Genomic DNA, 19,316 nt, shown 5'->3' with positions numbered 1-19,316 from the left:
ATTCAGCGGCTCATGCCTCTTGTCGTTCGGGCATTCCGGTCCGCTCCAGGCGTAGGTACATCAGCGCCGTGGTCACGGCATCGCCGAGTGCGGTATTGCGCCCCATCACCGGCACGTCCAGCGCTGCTGCCACCGTCTCGAAACGCTGGGCGCGAGGCTCGGGCTCCATGACACTGCGACGCAGTTGGCGATGATACAGCTGCGCCACGTCGATACAGGTATTGGGCAGGTCGAAGCCGAAGCGGGGGCGAATCTGACGGTTGAGGATAGCCAGGTCGAAGTCGAGCCGCCACCCCAACAGCGGCCGGTTGCCGATGAAGTCGAGCAATTTCACCAGGGCCTCATCGAGGCTCTCGCCATCGTCGAGATCGACTCCGCGCAGGCCATGCACGCGAATGGAGTCGCCGGTCAGCGTGGCCGGGCGTTTCAGGCGCAGGTCGAGGGACTCGCTGGTGAGCACTCTGTCACCGCGTACCTTGACCGCCCCGATGGAGACAGGCTCGGAGGTACGCGTATCGACGCCGGTGGTTTCGCAGTCGATGGCCACCAGTTCGTCCCCGGTGTAGGGGTGGAAGAGCCAGCCGTACTCGCCGTCGGCATGACGGCGGCGGTCGTTGGCACGGCGCAGGGCGCGAAACATGGCAAACCTCCTGTTGTCCTCGCTGTGCAACGTCCTCAGGTGTATTCGAGGTGATAGCGTTGCGACAGGCTCTGTTTGAAGTCCTTGACGATATGTAATGCCTCACGCAGCAGGTCACGCTCCAGCGACGACAGCTGCTGGACCACCACGCGGTCGGGGCTCTTGCCATTGGGTTCGCCATCGAGGCGCTCGAGCTGCTGCTTCAGGCGCAGCTCGGTGAACAGCGACAGCGCCTCGGCGAGATCCTCGGCGACCCGCGCCTCCAGCCGTCCGTCCGCGGCCAGGGCCTCGAGCCGCTCGAGCGTCGAGGTCGGCTGGATGCGTCGCTCCAGCGCCATGGTGCGTACGCCGTGAACGATAGGAAAGATGCCGCCCTTCTTGATGTCGATCCCGTGCTGCGGCTTCTTCAGCGAGCCGAACAGGGTCAACGGGGTGGAGAAACGCAGCGCCGTACGCGCAAAGTAGGAGAGCAGCAGCTCATCGCGAGAACACTGCTCGAACAGCGACTGGCGCACGCGGTCGAGCAGCGCCGGGTTGCCGGCCACCGAGTGGGAGTCGAGCATGATGGCCAGCTTCATCAAGCTGTCGCCATCGCGCTTCTCGGCCCAGCGCGCGATGCGTTCGCGCCACTGTGAGACGCTACCCACCCACTCCGGATTGTTGACCATGATGTTGCCGGGGCAAGGCGGGTAGCCGAGCTCGATCAAGGTCTCGGTGAGACGCTGCATCTGATCACCAACATCCGGCCACTCGAGCCCGTCGGCGAGAATCAGGCCGTTGTCCTGATCGGTCTTGAGGATCTGCTCACCGCGACCCTCGCTGCCCATCACCATCAGGCAGCTGTCACGGTGATAGCGCTCGTCGATGAGAAAGCCCCACGCCTTGGACATGATGCGCCCATTGAGCGCCGCCAGCAGTCCCATGGCAAAGCGCAGCTTGACGCCCTGGGCCATCAGCGCCTTGACCAGCTCGGGAGTACGCCGGCTGGCACGATACAGGGCATCGAGACTGTCCGCCTGTTCCACCTGCAGGCTCACCACGTAGCTGCGGCTGGAGAAATAGCTGAGCACGTCGGTGAGCTCGACCACGCCGATGGGATTTGCCTGCTCCATGACCACGACCCGCTCCACCTTGAAGCGGGTCATCATGACCAGCACCTCGAACAGGTACTGGCCGGGGTTCACCGTCACCAGCTCGAAGTTGGCAATGGCCTGCAGCGGGCTCTCCTTCTCCAGGCCCTTCAAGACGAGCGCATTGAGCAGATCGGTCTTGGTCACCATGCCGGCACCGCCGGGGCCTTCCACCAACAGGCTGTCGGCATGGCTCTCATGCAGTCTCGACACCGCCTCGGCGATGGTGGTCTCGGCAGACATGCACAGCGGCGGGCGCATGCACTCGCTGACTCGGGCCAGCATGAAGCCGGCCATGGTCACACCGCCTTCGGCGCGCTGCTCGGTCAGCAGCCGGGCCTTGTGTGCCAGGGTCTGGCGGAAGAATTCGGCAAAGGCCGGGCAGTCGTCGCACAGCTGCAGGAACAGCGCCTTGGGCAGCAGATAGCAGAGACTCTCCTGCTCGGCGCGAAAACGATAGCGGCTCTTGCCGTTGAGAATGCTGATGGCACCGAAAAGATCGCCCGCCGTGTAGTGGCCGATGCGCTCACGCGCGCCGGGCTGGGTGGTATCCAGCTCCGCCACTTCCCCCTTGTGAATGAGGAAGACGTACTCTCCCGGCTGGCCGGTCTCGAGAATGATCTCGTCGCGGTCGAAATAGGCCAGGTCGATGCCATGACGGATGCGCTCCCGCCCCTCCTCATCAAGAAAGGAGAAAGGTGGTTGGGAAAGATCGACATCGACCATCTCGTTACCCCCGTGGTGCGGCCACCATGCCTCGGTTCATCGCGAATACCGGGAGCGCCGGGCAGCGACACCGGCAGCCGAGCGAGCCCGCAGGGAAATCTGTCAGCCCGGTCGTTTTACGAGATACTCCCGGACTTTTTCCTACACGTCCCTGTCGCTTCCAACAACAATAGCAGCGCTGCTTTCCTTCGAAGCCTTGGCAGAAGCACTGTTTGCATCCTCGAGGCAGGATAACAGCCCCAAGATTTAGGAGATAACCTAGACCAACGTCCAAAGAACTCTTTTCCAGAACGTCTGCACCACTTGAAGAGGAAGACATGCTCTAAACCAAACAGCTAATAGACAAAAGTCCAATGCTAGACAATCGTCCTATCACTGACTCCTCAGCCACCTGAAAACATGACAACAGACAAACACAAAGCACTGAAAAAAAAGAAAAATCACAAGCACCCTTCTATTACAATTTACTCATGATACCAAAGTCTGGGATTTTATTTTTTGAGTTTATTGACCAGTATTGCTCATGAGTCATACAGGGTGATCGCACCTGGATAACGCGACTCGACTAATGGATAACCGGTCGTAGCGGGAAGCGCGGATGTACGCAGGGAGCAAGGGATCCTCGGGCGCCGACAGGTCTTCGTTCATGCACCCGATTCGACTCGCTCAGTGCAACCCCCTGATGAAATATGGCATCTCTCTGTGCGACTTCCCCAACCTTTAACAACAAGTGGAGAGCATCACTATGGCAGATGACAAGATCAATGCTGCTGAATACTGGAAGGCAAACGTACGCCTCATAACCGGATGCATGATCGTCTGGGCGTTCGTTTCCTACGGCTGCGCCATGCTGTTTCGGCCCCTGCTCTCGGGGATACCGATCGGCGGCACCGACCTCGGGTTCTGGTTCGCTCAGCAGGGATCCATTCTCACCTTTATCGGCCTGATCTTCTTCTATGCCTGGAAGATGAACAAGCTCGACCAGAAGTTCGGCCTGGGGGAGTAAACCAGCATGAGTCAGTTTGCCATCAACCTGCTCTTCGTGGGCGGCTCGTTCGCTCTCTATATCGGCATCGCCATCTGGGCACGAGCCGGCTCCACCAAGGACTTCTACGTCGCCGGCGGCGGCGTCCATCCGGTCACCAACGGCATGGCCACGGCGGCCGACTGGATGTCAGCGGCTTCCTTCATCTCCATGGCCGGTCTGCTGGCTTCCGGCGGCTACGCCAACTCTACCTTCCTCATGGGCTGGACCGGCGGCTACGTCATCCTGGCCATGCTGCTTGCCCCTTACCTGCGTAAGTTCGGCAAGTTCACCGTGCCCGACTTCATCGGCGACCGCTTCTACAGCAAGACTGCTCGCGTGGTCGCGGTAATCTGCTTGATCGTGGCCTCGGTGACCTACGTTATCGGTCAGATGACCGGCGCCGGCGTGGCCTTCTCGCGCTTCCTCGAAGTACCCAGCAGCACCGGTATCTGGATCGCGGCAGGCATCGTCTTCCTGTATGCGGTATTCGGCGGCATGAAGGGTATCACCTACACTCAGGTGGCCCAGTACATCGTACTGATCATCGCCTATACCATCCCTGCCGTGTTCATCGCCATGCAGCTGACCGGCAACCCCATCCCGATGTTCGGCATGTTCAGCACCCACACCGAATCCGGCGTGCCGCTGCTGGCCAAGCTCGACGAGGTGGTAACGGCGCTGGGCTTCCGCGACTACACTGCCGACGTCGACAACAAGCTCAACATGGTGCTGTTCACCCTGTCGCTGATGATCGGTACCGCCGGTCTGCCCCACGTCATCATCCGCTTCTTCACCGTACCGAAGGTGGCCGATGCACGCTGGTCCGCCGGTTGGGCACTGGTGTTCATCGCCCTGCTCTACCTGACCGCACCGGCCGTGGGCTCCATGGCGCGCCTCAACCTGGCCACCACCATCTTCCCGGAAATGGCCGGACAGGTGGAAGACTACCAGGAGGCGCTGGCCAACCCGATCCTCTACGAGGAGCGTCCTGACTGGATCCGCACCTGGGAAGACACCGGCCTGATCACCTTCACCGATCACAACAACGACGGCCGCATCCAGATGTACAACGATGCCAACCCGGGCTTCCAGCCCATCGCCAGCGAGCTTGGCTGGGAAGGCAACGAACTGACGGTGAACAACGACATCCTGGTACTGGCCAACCCGGAAATCGCCAACCTGCCGGGCTGGGTCATCGGCCTGATCGCAGCGGGCGGTATCGCGGCGGCACTCTCCACCGCGGCAGGCCTGCTGCTGGCGATCTCTTCCGCCATCAGTCATGACCTGATCAAGAACACCATCAACCCGAGCATCTCCGAGAAAGGCGAAATGCTGGCGGCACGGATCTCCATGGCCGGCGCCATCCTGCTGGCGACCTACCTCGGCCTCAATCCGCCAGGATTCGCGGCCCAGGTGGTAGCACTCGCCTTCGGCATCGCCGCCGCCTCGCTGTTCCCGGTGCTGATGATGGGTATCTTCTCCACCCGGATGAACAGCAAGGGCGCCATCTGCGGCATGCTGGCCGGCCTGCTTTCCACCCTGCTGTACATCTTCACCTACCTGGGCTGGTTCTTCATTCCCGGCACCAACATGCTGGCGAACGTCGAATCCAACTGGCTGTTCGGCATCTCACCGCTCTCCTTCGGTGCAGTGGGTGCGATGATCAACTTCGCCGTGGCCTACGCGGTATCCAGCGCCACCGAGGAGCCGCCGCAGGAGATCCAGGAACTGGTCGAAAGCGTGCGCTATCCGAAAGGCGCTGGCGCAGCCACCGGCCACTAAGCCATAATCACCCCCCGGCCCTGCCCCAGGGCCGGGAACCGAACCAGATCGGGCTTCCCACCGGGAAGCCCGATTGCATTGATAAAGGTGGCGTCATGATATGGCACTTGATCGCGGCGATCTTCGCCGCCTTGGGGGCGGCGGGAATTGGCCTGATACTGCGCGTGGCCAGCGGCAAACGGCTGCCAAAGTGGATCATCCCAGTGTTTGCCGGGCTGGGCATGCTGGGCTACCAGATCCACTACGAATACTCCTGGCTCGACCACAAGCTGGAGCAGCTGCCACCCACGGCCCGGGTGGTCCACACCGAGCAGGACAGCATGCCGTGGCGTCCCTGGACCTACCTGTATCCGCTCACGGTGGCCTTCAGTGTGGTCGACCAGAGCAGCATGGTGCCGCGCGAGGCGAACGACCAGCAGTTGGTCGAATTCATCCTCTATCGCTTCGAGAAGGAGTACGTCGACCGCCTGACTCATCAGCCCTATCTGATGAACTGCACCACGGCCGAAATGGTGCCGCTGAGCGAAGAGAGCCGCCAGCCCCGCACCGAGGACATGCGCCGGCTCAACGAGGGTTCACGCCTGCTCGAGGCAGTCTGCTCCCCCTGGTAGCGTCGAACCGTCGGCAGGGCGTCTTGCGCTGTCCTGTCGGCCCGAGTGTTCTCGGGTCGATATCGCTTTAGAATGGTGAGCAGTTACCGGGGGGAGATAGAATGTTTGCCGGCTGGCTGCTGATCGCCGTTTCGCTGCTCTATATCGCCGTTCTGTTCGGCATCGCCTGGCTGGGCGACCGTAACGCACGCCAGCGCGGCTCGAGCCGCAAACGTCCGGCTATCTACATACTGGCGCTGGCCATCTACTGCACCTCCTGGAGCTTCTACGGCGCGGTGGGCCAGGCAGCCACCGCCGGCTGGTCGTTCGCCAGCATCTACGTGGGTCCGATCCTCACCTTCCTGCTGTTCTGGCCGATCCTGGCCAAGATGATTCGCGTGGCCAAGCGCCAGAACATCACCTCGATCGCCGACTTCATCGCCTCGCGTTACGGCAAGACGCAGTCGCTGGCCGCCTTCGCCAGTCTGGTGGCACTGATCGGCACGCTGCCCTACATCGCCTTGCAGCTGAAAGCCGTGGCGACCTCCTTCGCCGTACTGACGGATGCGGCCGACATCACCCATACGCCGGTTTTCGCCGATACGGCGTTCTTCGTCGCCCTGGTCATGGCCGCTTTCGCCATTCTGTTCGGTACCCGCCACACCGACGCTACCGAGCACCATGAGGGCCTGATCCACGCCGTCGCCTTCGAGTCGATGGTCAAGCTGCTGGCCTTCCTGATCCTGGGCGCCTACGTCACCTGGGGCATGTTCGGCGGGCTCGGCGAGCTGATGGCGCTGGCCGATACCCAGTTGGAACTGCAGCGCCAATTGGCCGACCAGAACTTCGGCCGCGGCTTCTGGGCCCAGACGCTGTTGGCCATGCTGGCGATCTTCTGTTTGCCGCGCCAGTTCCACGTCGCCGTGGTGGAGAACACGCACCCCAGCGATGCCGCCAAGGCGCGCTGGCTGTTTCCGCTCTATCTGGTGGCGTTTGCCTTCTTCATTTTGCCCATCGCCGCCGCCGGCCTGGCCCTGTTCCCCGACGGCTCGGTGGAACCCGATACCTTCGTGCTGGCGCTGCCCATGGCCGCCGAGCAGCAGTGGCTGACCCTGCTCACCTACATCGGCGGTTTCTCGGCAGCCACCGGCATGGTGATCGTGGCCACGGTGGCGGTGTCGATCATGATCTCCAACGAGATCGTGATACCGCTGCTGTTCCGTATGCGCTGGCTCGATGCCAGACCGCGCGACTACGGTCGGTTGGTACTCAAGGCCCGCCGCATCACTATCTGCGTCATTCTGGCCCTGGCCTATGGCTTCTATCAGCTGATCGGCGAATTCACCTCGCTGGCGTCGATCGGCATGCTCTCCTTCGCCGCCGCGGCCCAATTCGCCCCGGCCCTGATCGGCGGGCTCTACTGGAAGCGCGGCAACCGTCTGGGCGTGATCGTGGGCATGAACGCCGGCTTTGCCATCTGGGCCTACAGCCTCCTGATGCCGGCGATGATCCAGGGCGGCGTGCTGCCTGCCCAGTGGCTGAGTGGCGGCCCCTTCGGCCACCCCTGGCTGACACCCACCGCGCTGTTCGGGCTCAATTTCGGCGACGCCTTCACTCACGGCGTGATGCTCTCGCTCGGCATCAACCTGTTCTGCTACATCTTCGTCTCCCAGATCACCTCGCAGCGGGTGGTCGAGCGTATTCAGGCCTCGCTGTTCGTCGACAGCGTCGAGACCCGCCAGACCTCGGTCAACCGCCCCTGGACCGGCGCCACTACGGTGGGCGATCTCAAGGTGCTGTGCGAGCGCTTCCTTGGTGCCGGTCAGGTGGCCCGTGCTTTCGACGACTACGCCCGGCGCACCGGCAAGCCGCTGGAAGACGGCAACCGTGCCTCCATCGACGTGATCCAGTTCACCGAGCGCTTCCTGGCTTCGGTACTTGGCGCCTCCTCGGCGCGCATCGTGGTCAACTCGGCGCTGCAGGGCCGCGGCATCGGCATCTCCGACGTGATCTCCATCGTCGACGAAGCCTCGCAGGTGCTGGAGTTCAACCGGGCCCTGCTGCAGGCCACCATCGAGAACATCAACCAGGGTATCAGCGTGGTCGATCAGAACATGCGCCTGGTGGTGTGGAACCAGCGCTATCTGGAGCTGTTCCGTTTCCCCGACCATCTGATCCGCGTGGGTGCGCCGATCGACAAGATCTTCCGTTACAACGCCCACAACGGCGAATACGGCCCCGGCGATCCGGAAGAGCACGTGCAGTTGCTGATCGACAATATCCGCGACGGCCAGCCCCATCGCTACGTGCGCTACCGCCAGGACGGCAGTGTCCTCGAGGTGCAGGGCAACCCCATGCCGGGCGGCGGCTTCGTCTATACCTATCAGGACATCACCCAGCAGAAGCGCATCGAGGAAGCGCTGATTCGCTCCGAGAACAACATCCGTATCTACACCGACAACGTGCCGGCGCTGATCGCCTACTTCGACAAGGAGTGCCGCTACCTCTTTACCAACCGTGCCTACGAGCAGGCCTTCGGCATCGACCGCAACGAGGTCATCGGCAAGCACGTCAACGCCGTCATCAGCGACGAGATGGCGCAGGAGCGCGAGCCCTGGATACACCGGGCCCTGGCCGGCGAGCGGGTCAGCTTCGAAGTGTCGATGCACCTCGGCGACGACCTGCGCTACATGCTGGTGACCTATACCCCGCACTTCGGCGACAGCGGCGCCATCCTCGGCTTCTTCTCGCTCTACCAGGACATCACCGAGCGGCGCCTGGCCGAGATCGCGCTCAAGGAGACCAACGAGACCCTGGAGGAGCGGGTACGCGAGCGTACTCAGGCGCTGTCGGAAGCCAACACAGCGCTGCGCCAGGAGAACCGGGTGCGGGCCGAGGCCGAGCAGGCGCTGCGTCAGGCCAAGCAGGTGGCCGAGGATGCCAACGCTTCCAAGACCCGTTTCCTGGCCGCTGCCAGCCACGACCTGCTGCAGCCACTTAACGCCGCGCGCCTGTTCACCTCGGCCCTCTCCAACGAGATGGACGCGGTGGACATGAAGCGTACCATCGGCCATATCGACAACTCGCTGCAGGCCGCCGAGGAGCTGCTCGGCACCCTGCTCGACATCTCCAAGCTCGATGCCGGCGCTCTGACGCCGCGGCGCAGCCACTTTGCCCTGGCGGACATCTTCCGGCCGCTGCGCGCCGAGTTCGAGGTGATGGCCGAAGAGCGCGGCCTCGACCTGGTGGTGGTGCCGACGCGAATCTGGGTCGACAGCGACCCGCAGATGCTGCGCCGAATCGTTCAGAACTTCCTCTCGAACGCGCTGCGCTATACCCAGGAGGGTCGCGTGCTGCTGGGCTGCCGGCGCCGTGGATCACGCCTGACCATCGAGGTGTGGGACTCCGGCCCGGGCATTCCCGAATCCAAGCAGGCGGAGATCTTCCAGGAGTTCCGCCGCCTGGATCAGGCATCGCGGCACAAGGAGAGCGAAAAGGGGTTGGGGCTGGGCCTCTCCATCGCCGACCGCATGAGCCGGGTACTCGACCATCCGATCAGGGTCTTCTCCCGCGAAGGCATCGGCACCATGTTCTCCGTCAGCGTGCCGGTGGTGGCGCCACGCAGCGATACCGAGCGCGCAGAGGAGGCCGCCTCGTCGCGCCGTGTGGGCAACAAGCTGGTTGGCACCCGGGTGCTGTGCATCGACAACGAGACGCTGATTCTCGAAGGCATGAAGGCGATGCTCTCCGGCTGGGGCTGCGAGGTCTATACCGCTACCACAATCGGCGGCGCCAAGTCGGTGCTGCGCAACCTCGACGGCGAGCCGGACGCCATCCTGGCCGACTACCACCTCGACAACGAAGTGACCGGCCTGATGGCGCTCGAGGCATTGAGCGAGAGACTGGAGAGCGCCGTGCCGGGCATCGTGATCACCGCCGACCGCACGGAAGAGGTAGCCGAGGTGATTCGCCGCAGCGGCTACCACTTGCTGCAGAAGCCGGTGCGCCCCGCCGCTCTGCGCGCCCTGCTGACCCGCACGCTGCAGGCCAGCCGGGCAGCCCGACAGGAAGGTTGATCCTACCCAACCGTAATGCTCAAAACGCAACGCCCCAAACGCAACGACCGCCGGATGCTGTCATCCGGCGGTCGTTGCGCTTGGGGCTGCCTGTCGCTGGTCGGTCAGGACTCGACCTTGGGCGGCTCGACCTCGAGTTTCTGGGCTGCAATCACAGCCTGGGTGCGGGAGTGCACCCCCAACTTGCGCAGGATGGCGGTCACGTGGGCCTTGATGGTGGCCTCGGAGACGTTCAGCTCGTAGGCGATCTGCTTGTTGAGCAGCCCTTCGGTGAGCATGTTGAGCACGCGGAACTGCTGCGGGGTCAGCGATGCGATGGCCTCGGCGAAGCGGGTCTCCTCCTCGTTGGCATCGCCCAGGCTGTCGGCCAGCTCCTTGGGCAGCCACACCTCGCCGTCGAGGATTTCGCCGACCGCCTCGGCGATCAGCTGCAGGGATGAGGACTTGGGGATGAAGCCGGAGGCGCCATAATCGATGGCGCGTCGCACCACGTGCGGCTCGTCGCTGCCGGAGACCACCGCCACCGGAATGTCGGGTGTCTGACCGCGCAGTTGAATCAGGCCGGAAAAACCGTGAGCCCCCGGCATGTGCAGGTCGAGCAGGATCAGATCGGCATCGGGATGACGCGTCACCACCTCGCTGGTCGCCTCCATGGTATCGGCTTCAACGATCTCGGCCTGGGGTGCCAGTTGGCGCAACGCTTGAGTCAGCGCTGCGCGGAACAGCGGATGGTCATCGGCAACGATGAATTTCTGGGCAAAGGCCATGGATTCTCCTCCGGTTCCTCGAGCACGGGGCCTACGGCCGCCACACATGGGGCAATTCGATTGTTCACCGCATGTTACCCCATGCTTGGGCGCTTCCCAAGCGCATGGAAGCCGCTGTCGACCATTCATTCGTCTTGCGCCCTTCCATGCCAATACAACGCTGCGTGAATGGGACAACATCCGTTTCACATGGATACAGCAACGTCCTTGATAGCGGAGAAACCCGGCTCCTATCTTCAAAGACGATGGCAGACGCCAGCAGTGCCGGATCCCCGGTAAATGGAAGTACTCAGTACACGACTACGTGTACGAACGGAACCTCAAGGAGTAGACCATGGCACAGCGTAACCAGAACCCCGGCAATTTTGCCAATGACCCGAAGAAGGCCTCCGCAGCCGGCCAGAAGGGCGGCCAGCGCAGCAGCGGCAACTTCGCCAACGACCCGCAGAAGGCCTCTGCAGCGGGCCAGAAAGGCGGCCAGCGCAGTGGCGGTAACTTCGCCAACGATCCGCAGAAAGCGTCTCAGGCCGGCCAGAAGGGCGGTCAGAACAGCGGGGGCAATTTTGCCAACGACCGTCAGAAAGCCTCCGAAGCCGGCCGCAAAGGCGGCAAGAGCCAAGGCCACTGAGCGCCTTGTCGAGCACAGCCTGTCGGAGTTCCGCTCCGACAGGCTGTGCCTCTCGGCCATCTCCTTCAGCTCACAGGCAAGCCGTACCCGGCTTTGTCTGGGCAGGGACTGCCGTGCTGGAGGTGGTCATAGTGTCGAGCAGCAGGAGGCACCATGTTTCATCACTCGTCGAAGTTGCAATACCCGGTCAAGGTCGACAAGCCGAACCCTGAATTCGCCATGCTGCTGCAACAGGCGATCGGCGGCGTCGAGGGCGAGATCCGGGTTGCCATGCAGTACTTCTTCCAGGCCATGGGGGCTCGCGGCGACGACCGCATTCGCGACATGTTGATCTCGACGGCCACCGAGGAGCTCTCGCATATCGAGATGCTCGGCCATGCCGTCGCCCTCAACCTGGAGGGTGCTCCGGTCTCCTATCAGGAAGCCTCGGCCAAGGACCCGGTGGTACGCGCCATTCTGGGTGGCACCAACCCACGCCATCTACTCTCCTCCGGCCTTGCCGCACTGCCGGAAAATGCCAATGGCGTGCCGTTCGACATGAGCCACATTTACGCCACCGGTAACGTCGGTGCGGACATGCTGGCCAACGTCACCGCCGAGGCAGGCGGTCGCGTGCTGGCATCGCGTCTCTACAACTGGACCGACGATCATGGCATGAAGGATTTCCTCGCCTTCCTGATCGCCCGCGATACGGCCCATCAGCAGCAGTGGCTGGCCGTGATAGAGGAGATGGGCGGCCTTGAGGCCCAACTGCCGATTCCCAACGCCACGCCCGAGGCACACGAGGCGACGGAGCACTCTTACTACTACCTCAACACTCTGCTGGACAAGGAAGCGCCCAAGGGTCGCTGGAGCGAAGGCCCGTCGTTCGACGGTCGCGGCGAATTCTCGGTGCGGAACCAGCCGGCACCGGAGGGCCAGGAGCCCAAGCTGGGCCCGGCCAAGCCCCACTCCGGCGCTCAGGAAGAGCAGATCAACCCGCCGCAGTGAATCCGGTGGAATCATCATGGACGACACCTAAGGAGAGAACCAATGGGTACCGAACCGCAAAGCCCCAAACATCTGGAAGATTGGCTGCGCGATGCGCATGCCATGGAGAAGCAGGCGGAAAAGATGCTCGAAGCCCAGGCCAGCCGCCTGGAGCATTATCCGCAGCTCAAGTCGCGCATCGAGCAGCACCTGACCGAGACGCGCGGTCAGACGGAGAAAATCGAGCAGTGTATCGCGCTGCTCGGCACCGACCTATCGGCCGTCAAGGACCTGGGCGGCAAGCTTGCCGCTTTCGGGCAGGGCATGAGCGGCATGATGGCAGGCGACGAAGTGGTCAAGGGCGCCATGGCCAGCTACGCCTTCGAGCACTTCGAGATCTCCAGCTACAAGGTTCTGATCCAGGCGGCCAACAAGGTGGGCAAGCCCGAGATCGCCCGGATCTGCGAAGAGATTCTCAAGGAGGAGGAGGCCATGGCAGAGTGGCTCGGTAATCACCTCGACGAGATCACGCAGCAGTTCCTGGAGCGTTCTGAGGATAGCGACCTGCGCGCCAAGACCTGAGCGCACCGTTTCCCAAGAGCGCCGTTTCTTGATAGACCCAGTGCATTTCCGTAGGCCCCCGCCTCCCCGGCTCCCCGCCGGGGTTTTTTCCGTCGTGCACTGTCTTGCAGCGTAGCCTCACGGCCCCACCTCTCACCCGTCCGACTCTCACGCGCCATGCCCAGACGTGAGCCATATGAAGACAATAGCGCCGTGCCCAGAGGCACGGCGCTATTGCATCCGAGCGAGGTGGATCGATCACATATGGTCGCGCGGTATCACCTTCTCCCAGTTCTTGGAGAAGACGCGGTACTCGTCCTCATAGCCATCGAGCTGGGCGTGGATGTAGAAGTTGCTCTCGTCACAGCTCAGCACCGTGCGCGTGTAAACCTCGACGTTCCAGTCGTCGCGCTTGAACGCACGCTCGGTATAGGTCTCACCGCGCGCCGAGGTGAAATCGTCGTTGAAGGTGCTATACCACTCGCGGGTGCTGCGCCTCACCTCGGTACCGATGTCCTCGATACGGAAATGACCCTGATCGTTGATCACTTCGAGGGTGGACTCCTTGGTCGCCAAGTCGCGATGCAGCAGCCAGTTGTGCTCGCTGGCCGCATAGGTGTGCACGTTGAGCGGGGGCGCTTCTTCGGGCTCGTTGAACTCCGGCAGGCGCCGATCCTCTTCCCCCGGGGTTCGCTCGGGCAGTATCAGCGCGCTGCCTTCAGGGTAGATGTCGACCTGAGCCGGCTCCGGCGGCAGCCAGGCCAGGGGCCAATAGGAGGTCGAGACCGACAGGCGCAGCTGATGTCCTGCCGGAAAGCGCTGAGCGATACCGTTCATCGGGATACGCACCCGATAGCGGCGATGCGGTACCAGCGGCTCGGGGTCGGCGTCGCTGTCACGATGAGAAAGGTTGAGCAAGCCATAGGTGACTCGGGTCGCCTTGCCGTCGGGCGCCACGTCCGAGAGACGCACGGCGAGCATCGCCTGGGGCTTGTGACTGGAGATCTCGAGTTCGATCTCAGGCATGCCGAAGATATCCACAGGCTCGGCCAGCTCTCGGCTGCTGAAGATCAGCGAGCCGCCATCCTCTTCGCGCTGGTCGCCGGGCAGGTCCGGCGTTGCGGCATAAGAGCACCACTTGCCCGCCGCCAGACCCACACTCAGCGGCGATTGCAATGCCAGGGCGCTCTCCTGAGCGTTGCGCTGGTGAGGCCCGCCGTGGCCTTCACCCATGTGGATGGTATAAGGGCCAAGCTCATAGCGCCGCTCGCTGATGTTGGCCGAAGGCCAGGCAGACTCACCGATCCAGCGCCCGGGCCGCTCTTCATAGGAGGTATCGGGCGGCACGCTGTCCTGCTGCCAGGCACGCAGCATGGGTTCGTCCATGATGCCCGTGTCCCGGCCCTTCAGCCAATGATCCCACCAGCGCAGCGCCTCCTGCAGAAAGCCGATGGCCGGCCCCGGCAGCCCCTGGTGCGGATACTTGTGGCCCCAGGGTCCGATCAACCCCTTACGCGGCACCTCGAGGTGTTGCATCAGGCGCAGCACGGTGTTGGTGAAGCCATCCGCCCAGCCGCCGATGGCATATACCGGGCACTGGATCGCCGCATAGTGCTCGTTCACCGAACTGGTCGTCCAGTAGGCACTGCGGCGCTGATGCTCGAGCCAGGGCTCGAGCCACAGGCCGCTGTTCTCCATGCGGTCGAACCACATGTCGCGCCAGCGGTTGCCGACGATCTGCGGATCCGGCGGCAGGCTGTTGAAGGCGAACATGACCGTGGCTTCGGAGAGGTTGTCGCCGAGCAGGCAGCCGCCCATGTAGTGCATGTTGTCGGCGTAGAGATCGTCGCTCGAGCAGATGCTGATGATCGCCTTCAGCTCGGGTGGCCGCCGGGCGGCTACCTGCAGGCTGTTGAAGCCACCCCAGGAGATACCCATCATGCCGACGTTGCCATCGCACCAGGACTGCTCGGCGAGCCAGGCGATGGCATCGACGGCATCCTCCTGCTCCTGCTGGGTGTACTCATCCGTGACCACGCCGTCGGAGTCGCCGCTGCCACGCATGTCCACCCGCACGCAGACATAGCCATGCCCGGCCATGTAGGCGTGGTTGGCGTTGTCGCGCGCGCGGGTGATGTCACGCTTGCGGTAAGGGATATACTCCAGTATCGCCGGCATGGGCGTTCCCTCGGCTCCCTCCGGCAGCCAGATCCTGGCTGCCAGCTGAGCCCCGTCGCGCATCGGTATGAAGACGTTCTCTATCTCGCGAACCTGGTAGGGAAACGAATCCATGATGCTCATGGTTCCTCCTTGCGGGTTCATTCGATGGGTTCGATCTCGAACTCGAGGGCCTCCAGACAGGCTCTGTAGCGCTCCTCGATCTGATCATGATCCTCGCCTGCCACGTAAAGAGTGCCCAGGCGATAGCAGAAATTGTCCTGATGCATCAGTTCGCCCAGGCGAGTGCCGGGCTCCACGTCGATCCTCACCTTGGTGCCCGGAAAGCGCTGGGTGAGCGCCTCGATCTGCGCTTCGCTCGGCACCCGCTTGACGATGCCATCGCGATGTTCGTAGGGGATGTAGCACTTGGCAGCCACCGCTGCCACGCCCTGCCGATTGGCCAGCGAAGGACGCTCGCCGAAAGCGATGTCGACCGCCACCTCATGGTTGGACATGCCGTCGACCATGATGAATATCTCGCTATGAGACTGTGAGATTCGGGTATTCACCTCGATCAGCCACAGCTTGTCCTGAGCCTCGTCCCACATGAACTCGGCGTTGAAGCAGCCGTTGTCGTAGCCGATGTGCTCGAGGAAGCGACGCGAGACATCGATCATTTCACGATGGATGCGCTCGGGCAGATTGCTCGGGTACTCCAGCCGGTCGTAGGGGATCTCCTTGTTGACCGAGTTGGGCTGGGCAATGATGCCGTGGACGTTGAACTCACCGCGATATACCGTGCCTTCAGGTGCGCCTTGCACCCCGGAAACGATCTGCTCGGCAATGCAGGAATTGCCGTCCATTTCCTGTATGTGCGATGGCAGTTCGGCATGGCGCAGCGCCTCGTTGAACGGGTCGCCGAGCTGACGGATACCCTGGCGAATCTCCTCGATGGCAGCATGAAACTGCTCGTCGTTCTCGATCCTAAAGCCCAGGTGCGAGGAGAACGCCTTGACCGGCTTGATCCAGAAGGGATAGTCGAGTGTTACCTGGGAAAGCGGATTCTCGACGAAGGGGTCGACGGCGCAGAATTCCGGTACGACTTCGGGAATGACCTTCTGCTGCTCGAGCCTGCTCCAGTATTTGTGCTCGCACTTGAGTACGCTTTCCACCGAAGGCGAGGGTATGTCGTACTCCCGGCACAGAATGGGGACCATCACGCTGGTGGGAAAATCCCATTGGGCCACGATGGCATCGACGGAACCGTCGAACGCTGCGAGCTTCTGGCGCGCCTGGTCCAACAGTTCGTCAAAGGAAAATTGGGGTGACTCGACGGCTGTCTTGACCGACAGCAAGCTGTGCACTTCGAACTGGTCGGAGTGGCGCAAGGTTTCCAGCTCCTCGCGCTGAATTTCCTCCAGCGCCACGACGAAAATGTTCCGCTTCATCCATCTGTCTCCATGACGGTACTTTTTTGGAAACCCCAATCCCGGGACTTCCTGCTTCCTTACCCTTCACAAGATAAGGAGCCGGCGCCAAAGGTTCCACGGCCAAGACGATTCTTTACCCATGGGCACTCTGAGGAAACACAACGGAACCCAAGATGACGGATAGCGTTGGTATTTGCGCCAGGAACAAGCGCAGCTAGGCTGAAGGTGTGGCTGTGTACCGCAATCAGCGGCCAAGGATGGAGCCGATGGAGAAACTCGAGGAGTATCGCCGCAAGCGCGATTTCGAGCGCACCCGCGAGCCTGCCGGTGGAACCGACAAGGGATCGGCAACGGGCAACCTTTACGTGATGCACAAGCACGCGGCGAGCCACGACCACTTCGACCTGCGCCTGGAGCAGAACGGCGTGCTCAGAAGCTGGGCGCTGCCCAAGGGGCCGAGCCTCGAACCCGGCGAGAAGCGTCTGGCCGTGGAAGTGGAGAATCACCCGCTGGAGTACGGCGGGTTCGAAGGCGTGATTCCGGAAAAATCCTACGGCGGCGGCACCGTGATGCTGTGGGACCGCGGCACCTGGCAGCTCAAGGGCAAGCCCAAGCCGGACCGAATCGATATCGAGCTCGACGGCGAAAGGCTCAAGGGCAGTTGGACCCTGACCCGCATGAGCGGAAAACGTCAGGACAAGCACGCTCGCAACTGGCTGCTCATCAAGCGCCACGACGACAAGCCGCGCATGGACGCATCGCTGACGGTAGATCTGGACGAAAGCATCGTCAGCGGTCGCAGCATGGGCGAAATCGCCGAGGAGCGTGACGATACCTGGGGCGCCGACACGACCGAACTTCCCGATCCAAGCCGTCTCGACGGTGCACGCAAGGCCAGGCTGCCAAGAGAAGTGAAGCCGCAGTTGGCCACTCTGGCCCGCGAGGTGCCAACCCAGGGCGAGTGGATCCATGAGATCAAGCTCGACGGCTATCGCCTGCTGGCCCGCATCGAAAAGGGCGACGTGCGCCTGATCACCCGCAATGGCAAGGACTGGACCCAGCGCTTTGCCGGGATCGCCCGGGCGCTCGAACCGCTGCCGGTGGACTCGGCGCTGCTCGACGGTGAGGTGGTGGCCATGGGCAAGGATGGCATCAGCCGCTTCGACGAGCTGCAGGAGGCGCTCTCCAGCGGCCGCACATCTGCCCTGGTCTACCAGCTCTTCGACCTGCTCTACCTGGAGGGATACGACCTGGCCAAGGTGCCTCTGCTGGAGCGCAAGCGCACACTCGCGGCACTGCTCGAGGCGGCGGACATGGCCTCGGCAAACGGCACCATCCGCTACTCCGACCATCTCGACGCTCAGGGCGAGGCCTTCCACGAGCGCGCCTGCCAGATGGGGCTAGAGGGCATCATCTGCAAGCGCGCCGACAGCCGCTACCAGCAGAAGCGCAGCCGCGACTGGCTGAAGGTGAAGTGCGTCAGCCACGAGGAGTTCATCGTCGGCGGCTACACCGAGCCCGGCGGCTCACGCAGCGGATTCGGCTCGCTGCTGATGGGCGCCTACGGCAAGCAGGGTTTGATATACGCCGGGCGCGTTGGCACCGGTTTCAGCCATCGTCTGCTCGAACGACTGAGCGCCACCCTGCAGGAGCTCGAAGTGAAACGCTCCCCCTTTCACGGCAGCGTGCCGGACAGCCGCGCCGTGCACTGGGTGCGCCCCGAGCTGGTGATCGAGGTGGAGTTCACCGAACGCACCCGCGACGGCCGCCTGCGTCACCCGGCCTTTCGCGGCCTGCGTGAGGATCGCAATCCGGAGGAAATTCGCATGACCCCGACCAAGGAGATGGCTGCCGAAGGCACTTCGACAAAGGACGCCAAGCCGGACAAGCCGGCCACGCGCAAGCGCAAGGACGAAACCTCGCTGCTTGGCGTGCGCCTGACCAGCCCCGACCGGGTGCTGTTTCCCGAGCAGGGGCTGACCAAGCTCGACTTGGCGCGTTTCTATGAGCAGATCCAGGAGTGGGTGCTGCCCCACCTGGCCAGGCGGCCGCTGTCATTGGTGCGCTGCCCCCAGGGGCGCAACGACGAGTGCTTCTTCCAGAAGCACCCACGCAGCGCCATTCCCGACAGCGTGCCGCGCATCGACGTGCCGGAGAAGAAAGGCAGCGCCGAGTACGTCTATGTCGAGTCCGCCGCCGATCTGATCGGCCTGGTGCAGGCTGGCGCGCTGGAGATCCATCCTTGGGGTAGCCGCATCGACCACCTCGAACAGCCCGACAATCTAGTGTTCGATCTCGACCCGGACGAAGGCATCGCCTGGAAGGAAATCCTGCGGGTCGCCGGCACCCTGCGCGAGCGGCTGGAGTCGCTGGGACTCACCCCCTTCCTGCGCACCACCGGCGGCAAGGGGCTGCACCTGGTGGTGCCGATCGAACCCGGCGCCGAGTGGGACCGGGCCAAGGCCTTCGCCAAGGGGGTTGCCGAGGCTCACGCCAAGGACGATCCGCAGCGGCTCACCACCAACATGTCCAAGGCCAAACGCGAGGGGCGCATCTTCATCGACTACCTGCGCAACGGCCGCGGCGCCACGGCGGTGGCCTCCTACACGGTGCGCGCCCGCCAGAATGCCCCGGTAGCGGTGCCGATTCGCTGGGACGAACTCAACGCCGCACTGCGCGCCGACCGCTACAACGTGCAGAACCTGCGCCGGCGGCTCTCGGCCCTGCGCGAGGACCCCTGGGCAGGCTTCAGTGAGGCGGCACGCCCGCTGGATGCCAAGCTGCTCAAGGCCGTGGGAGTGAAATGAACACTGGTCTTGTACCGGAGGGA

General features: G+C 63.1%; 13 protein-coding genes. 8 read left to right on the top strand and 5 right to left on the bottom strand.

Going from position 1 to position 19,316, the window contains the following annotated elements:
- Window positions 1–10 precede the first annotated feature (10 nt).
- Complete coding sequence (locus HOP59_RS02655; RefSeq protein ID WP_234252721.1) at window positions 11–640, bottom strand: 3'-5' exonuclease; 630 nt, start codon at window positions 638–640, stop codon at window positions 11–13.
- 35 nt (window positions 641–675) lie between these two features.
- On the bottom strand, window positions 676–2,496 hold the full coding sequence (locus HOP59_RS02650) for a putative nucleotidyltransferase substrate binding domain-containing protein (protein WP_234252720.1): 1,821 nt from the start codon (window positions 2,494–2,496) through the stop codon (window positions 676–678).
- Window positions 2,497–3,241: 745 nt separating this feature from the next.
- Between HOP59_RS02650 and HOP59_RS02645 the strand changes: the two genes are divergently transcribed.
- From HOP59_RS02645 to HOP59_RS02630, 4 genes are all read left to right on the top strand, one after another.
- Entirely contained in the window at window positions 3,242–3,502 is a 261-nt protein-coding gene (locus tag HOP59_RS02645; RefSeq protein WP_010629690.1) for a DUF4212 domain-containing protein, read from the top strand.
- A 6-nt stretch (window positions 3,503–3,508) separates the two neighbouring features.
- Window positions 3,509–5,305, top strand: coding sequence for a sodium:solute symporter family protein (locus tag HOP59_RS02640; RefSeq protein WP_010629691.1), 1,797 nt, complete (start codon window positions 3,509–3,511; stop codon window positions 5,303–5,305).
- 95 nt (window positions 5,306–5,400) lie between these two features.
- Window positions 5,401–5,916, top strand: coding sequence for a hypothetical protein (locus HOP59_RS02635; RefSeq protein ID WP_234252719.1), 516 nt, complete (start codon window positions 5,401–5,403; stop codon window positions 5,914–5,916).
- A gap of 101 nt (window positions 5,917–6,017) precedes the next feature.
- The gene (locus HOP59_RS02630; RefSeq protein ID WP_234252718.1) at window positions 6,018–9,971 is read left to right on the top strand and encodes a hybrid sensor histidine kinase/response regulator; all 3,954 of its coding nucleotides are present in this window, start codon (window positions 6,018–6,020) and stop codon (window positions 9,969–9,971) included.
- A 104-nt stretch (window positions 9,972–10,075) separates the two neighbouring features.
- Here the strand turns inward: HOP59_RS02630 and HOP59_RS02625 are convergent, their stop codons facing one another.
- Window positions 10,076–10,738, bottom strand: coding sequence for a response regulator (locus tag HOP59_RS02625; protein WP_010629694.1), 663 nt, complete (start codon window positions 10,736–10,738; stop codon window positions 10,076–10,078).
- 334 nt (window positions 10,739–11,072) lie between these two features.
- On the opposite strand from HOP59_RS02625, the gene HOP59_RS23645 reads away from it, so the two are divergent.
- The 3 genes from HOP59_RS23645 to HOP59_RS02605 all read left to right on the top strand — a co-directional run bounded on the left by HOP59_RS23645 (window position 11,073) and on the right by HOP59_RS02605 (window position 12,917).
- A complete protein-coding gene (locus tag HOP59_RS23645) occupies window positions 11,073–11,366 on the top strand; it encodes a con-10 family general stress protein (protein WP_010629695.1) in 294 nt (97 codons plus the stop codon).
- A gap of 153 nt (window positions 11,367–11,519) precedes the next feature.
- Window positions 11,520–12,356 (top strand): manganese catalase family protein, encoded by an 837-nt coding sequence (locus HOP59_RS02610; protein ID WP_234252717.1) that lies wholly within the window; start codon window positions 11,520–11,522, stop codon window positions 12,354–12,356.
- A 42-nt stretch (window positions 12,357–12,398) separates the two neighbouring features.
- Entirely contained in the window at window positions 12,399–12,917 is a 519-nt protein-coding gene (locus tag HOP59_RS02605) for a ferritin-like domain-containing protein (protein ID WP_010629697.1), read from the top strand.
- A gap of 237 nt (window positions 12,918–13,154) precedes the next feature.
- Here HOP59_RS02605 and HOP59_RS02600 read toward each other — a convergent pair whose 3' ends face one another.
- Complete coding sequence (locus tag HOP59_RS02600; RefSeq protein ID WP_234252716.1) at window positions 13,155–15,197, bottom strand: CocE/NonD family hydrolase; 2,043 nt, start codon at window positions 15,195–15,197, stop codon at window positions 13,155–13,157.
- Between the two features lie 17 nt (window positions 15,198–15,214).
- The gene (locus HOP59_RS02595; RefSeq protein WP_010629699.1) at window positions 15,215–16,504 is read right to left on the bottom strand and encodes an ATP-grasp domain-containing protein; all 1,290 of its coding nucleotides are present in this window, start codon (window positions 16,502–16,504) and stop codon (window positions 15,215–15,217) included.
- 248 nt (window positions 16,505–16,752) lie between these two features.
- On the opposite strand from HOP59_RS02595, the gene ligD reads away from it, so the two are divergent.
- The gene (gene ligD, locus HOP59_RS02590; RefSeq protein ID WP_234252715.1) at window positions 16,753–19,293 is read left to right on the top strand and encodes a DNA ligase D; all 2,541 of its coding nucleotides are present in this window, start codon (window positions 16,753–16,755) and stop codon (window positions 19,291–19,293) included.
- Window positions 19,294–19,316: the final 23 nt, after the last annotated feature.

This window comes from Billgrantia aerodenitrificans, assembly GCF_021404405.1.
Taxonomy (GTDB): domain Bacteria; phylum Pseudomonadota; class Gammaproteobacteria; order Pseudomonadales; family Halomonadaceae; genus Halomonas; species Halomonas aerodenitrificans.
Note: the sequence above shows the minus strand (reverse complement) of the source record. Positions and strands in the feature narration are given on the sequence as shown.

Excerpts from the sequence above, each read along its gene's own strand:
- HOP59_RS02655 (WP_234252721.1), bottom strand. The coding sequence starts at position 640 with ATGTTTCGCGCCCTGCGCCGTGCCAACGACCGCCGCCGTCATGCCGAC.
- HOP59_RS02650 (WP_234252720.1), bottom strand. The coding sequence starts at position 2,496 with ATGGTCGATGTCGATCTTTCCCAACCACCTTTCTCCTTTCTTGATGAG.
- HOP59_RS02645 (WP_010629690.1), top strand. The coding sequence starts at position 3,242 with ATGGCAGATGACAAGATCAATGCTGCTGAATACTGGAAGGCAAACGTA.
- HOP59_RS02640 (WP_010629691.1), top strand. The coding sequence starts at position 3,509 with ATGAGTCAGTTTGCCATCAACCTGCTCTTCGTGGGCGGCTCGTTCGCT.
- HOP59_RS02635 (WP_234252719.1), top strand. The coding sequence starts at position 5,401 with ATGATATGGCACTTGATCGCGGCGATCTTCGCCGCCTTGGGGGCGGCG.
- HOP59_RS02630 (WP_234252718.1), top strand. The coding sequence starts at position 6,018 with ATGTTTGCCGGCTGGCTGCTGATCGCCGTTTCGCTGCTCTATATCGCC.
- HOP59_RS02625 (WP_010629694.1), bottom strand. The coding sequence starts at position 10,738 with ATGGCCTTTGCCCAGAAATTCATCGTTGCCGATGACCATCCGCTGTTC.
- HOP59_RS23645 (WP_010629695.1), top strand. The coding sequence starts at position 11,073 with ATGGCACAGCGTAACCAGAACCCCGGCAATTTTGCCAATGACCCGAAG.
- HOP59_RS02610 (WP_234252717.1), top strand. The coding sequence starts at position 11,520 with ATGTTTCATCACTCGTCGAAGTTGCAATACCCGGTCAAGGTCGACAAG.
- HOP59_RS02605 (WP_010629697.1), top strand. The coding sequence starts at position 12,399 with ATGGGTACCGAACCGCAAAGCCCCAAACATCTGGAAGATTGGCTGCGC.
- HOP59_RS02600 (WP_234252716.1), bottom strand. The coding sequence starts at position 15,197 with ATGAGCATCATGGATTCGTTTCCCTACCAGGTTCGCGAGATAGAGAAC.
- HOP59_RS02595 (WP_010629699.1), bottom strand. The coding sequence starts at position 16,504 with ATGAAGCGGAACATTTTCGTCGTGGCGCTGGAGGAAATTCAGCGCGAG.
- ligD (WP_234252715.1), top strand. The coding sequence starts at position 16,753 with ATGGAGAAACTCGAGGAGTATCGCCGCAAGCGCGATTTCGAGCGCACC.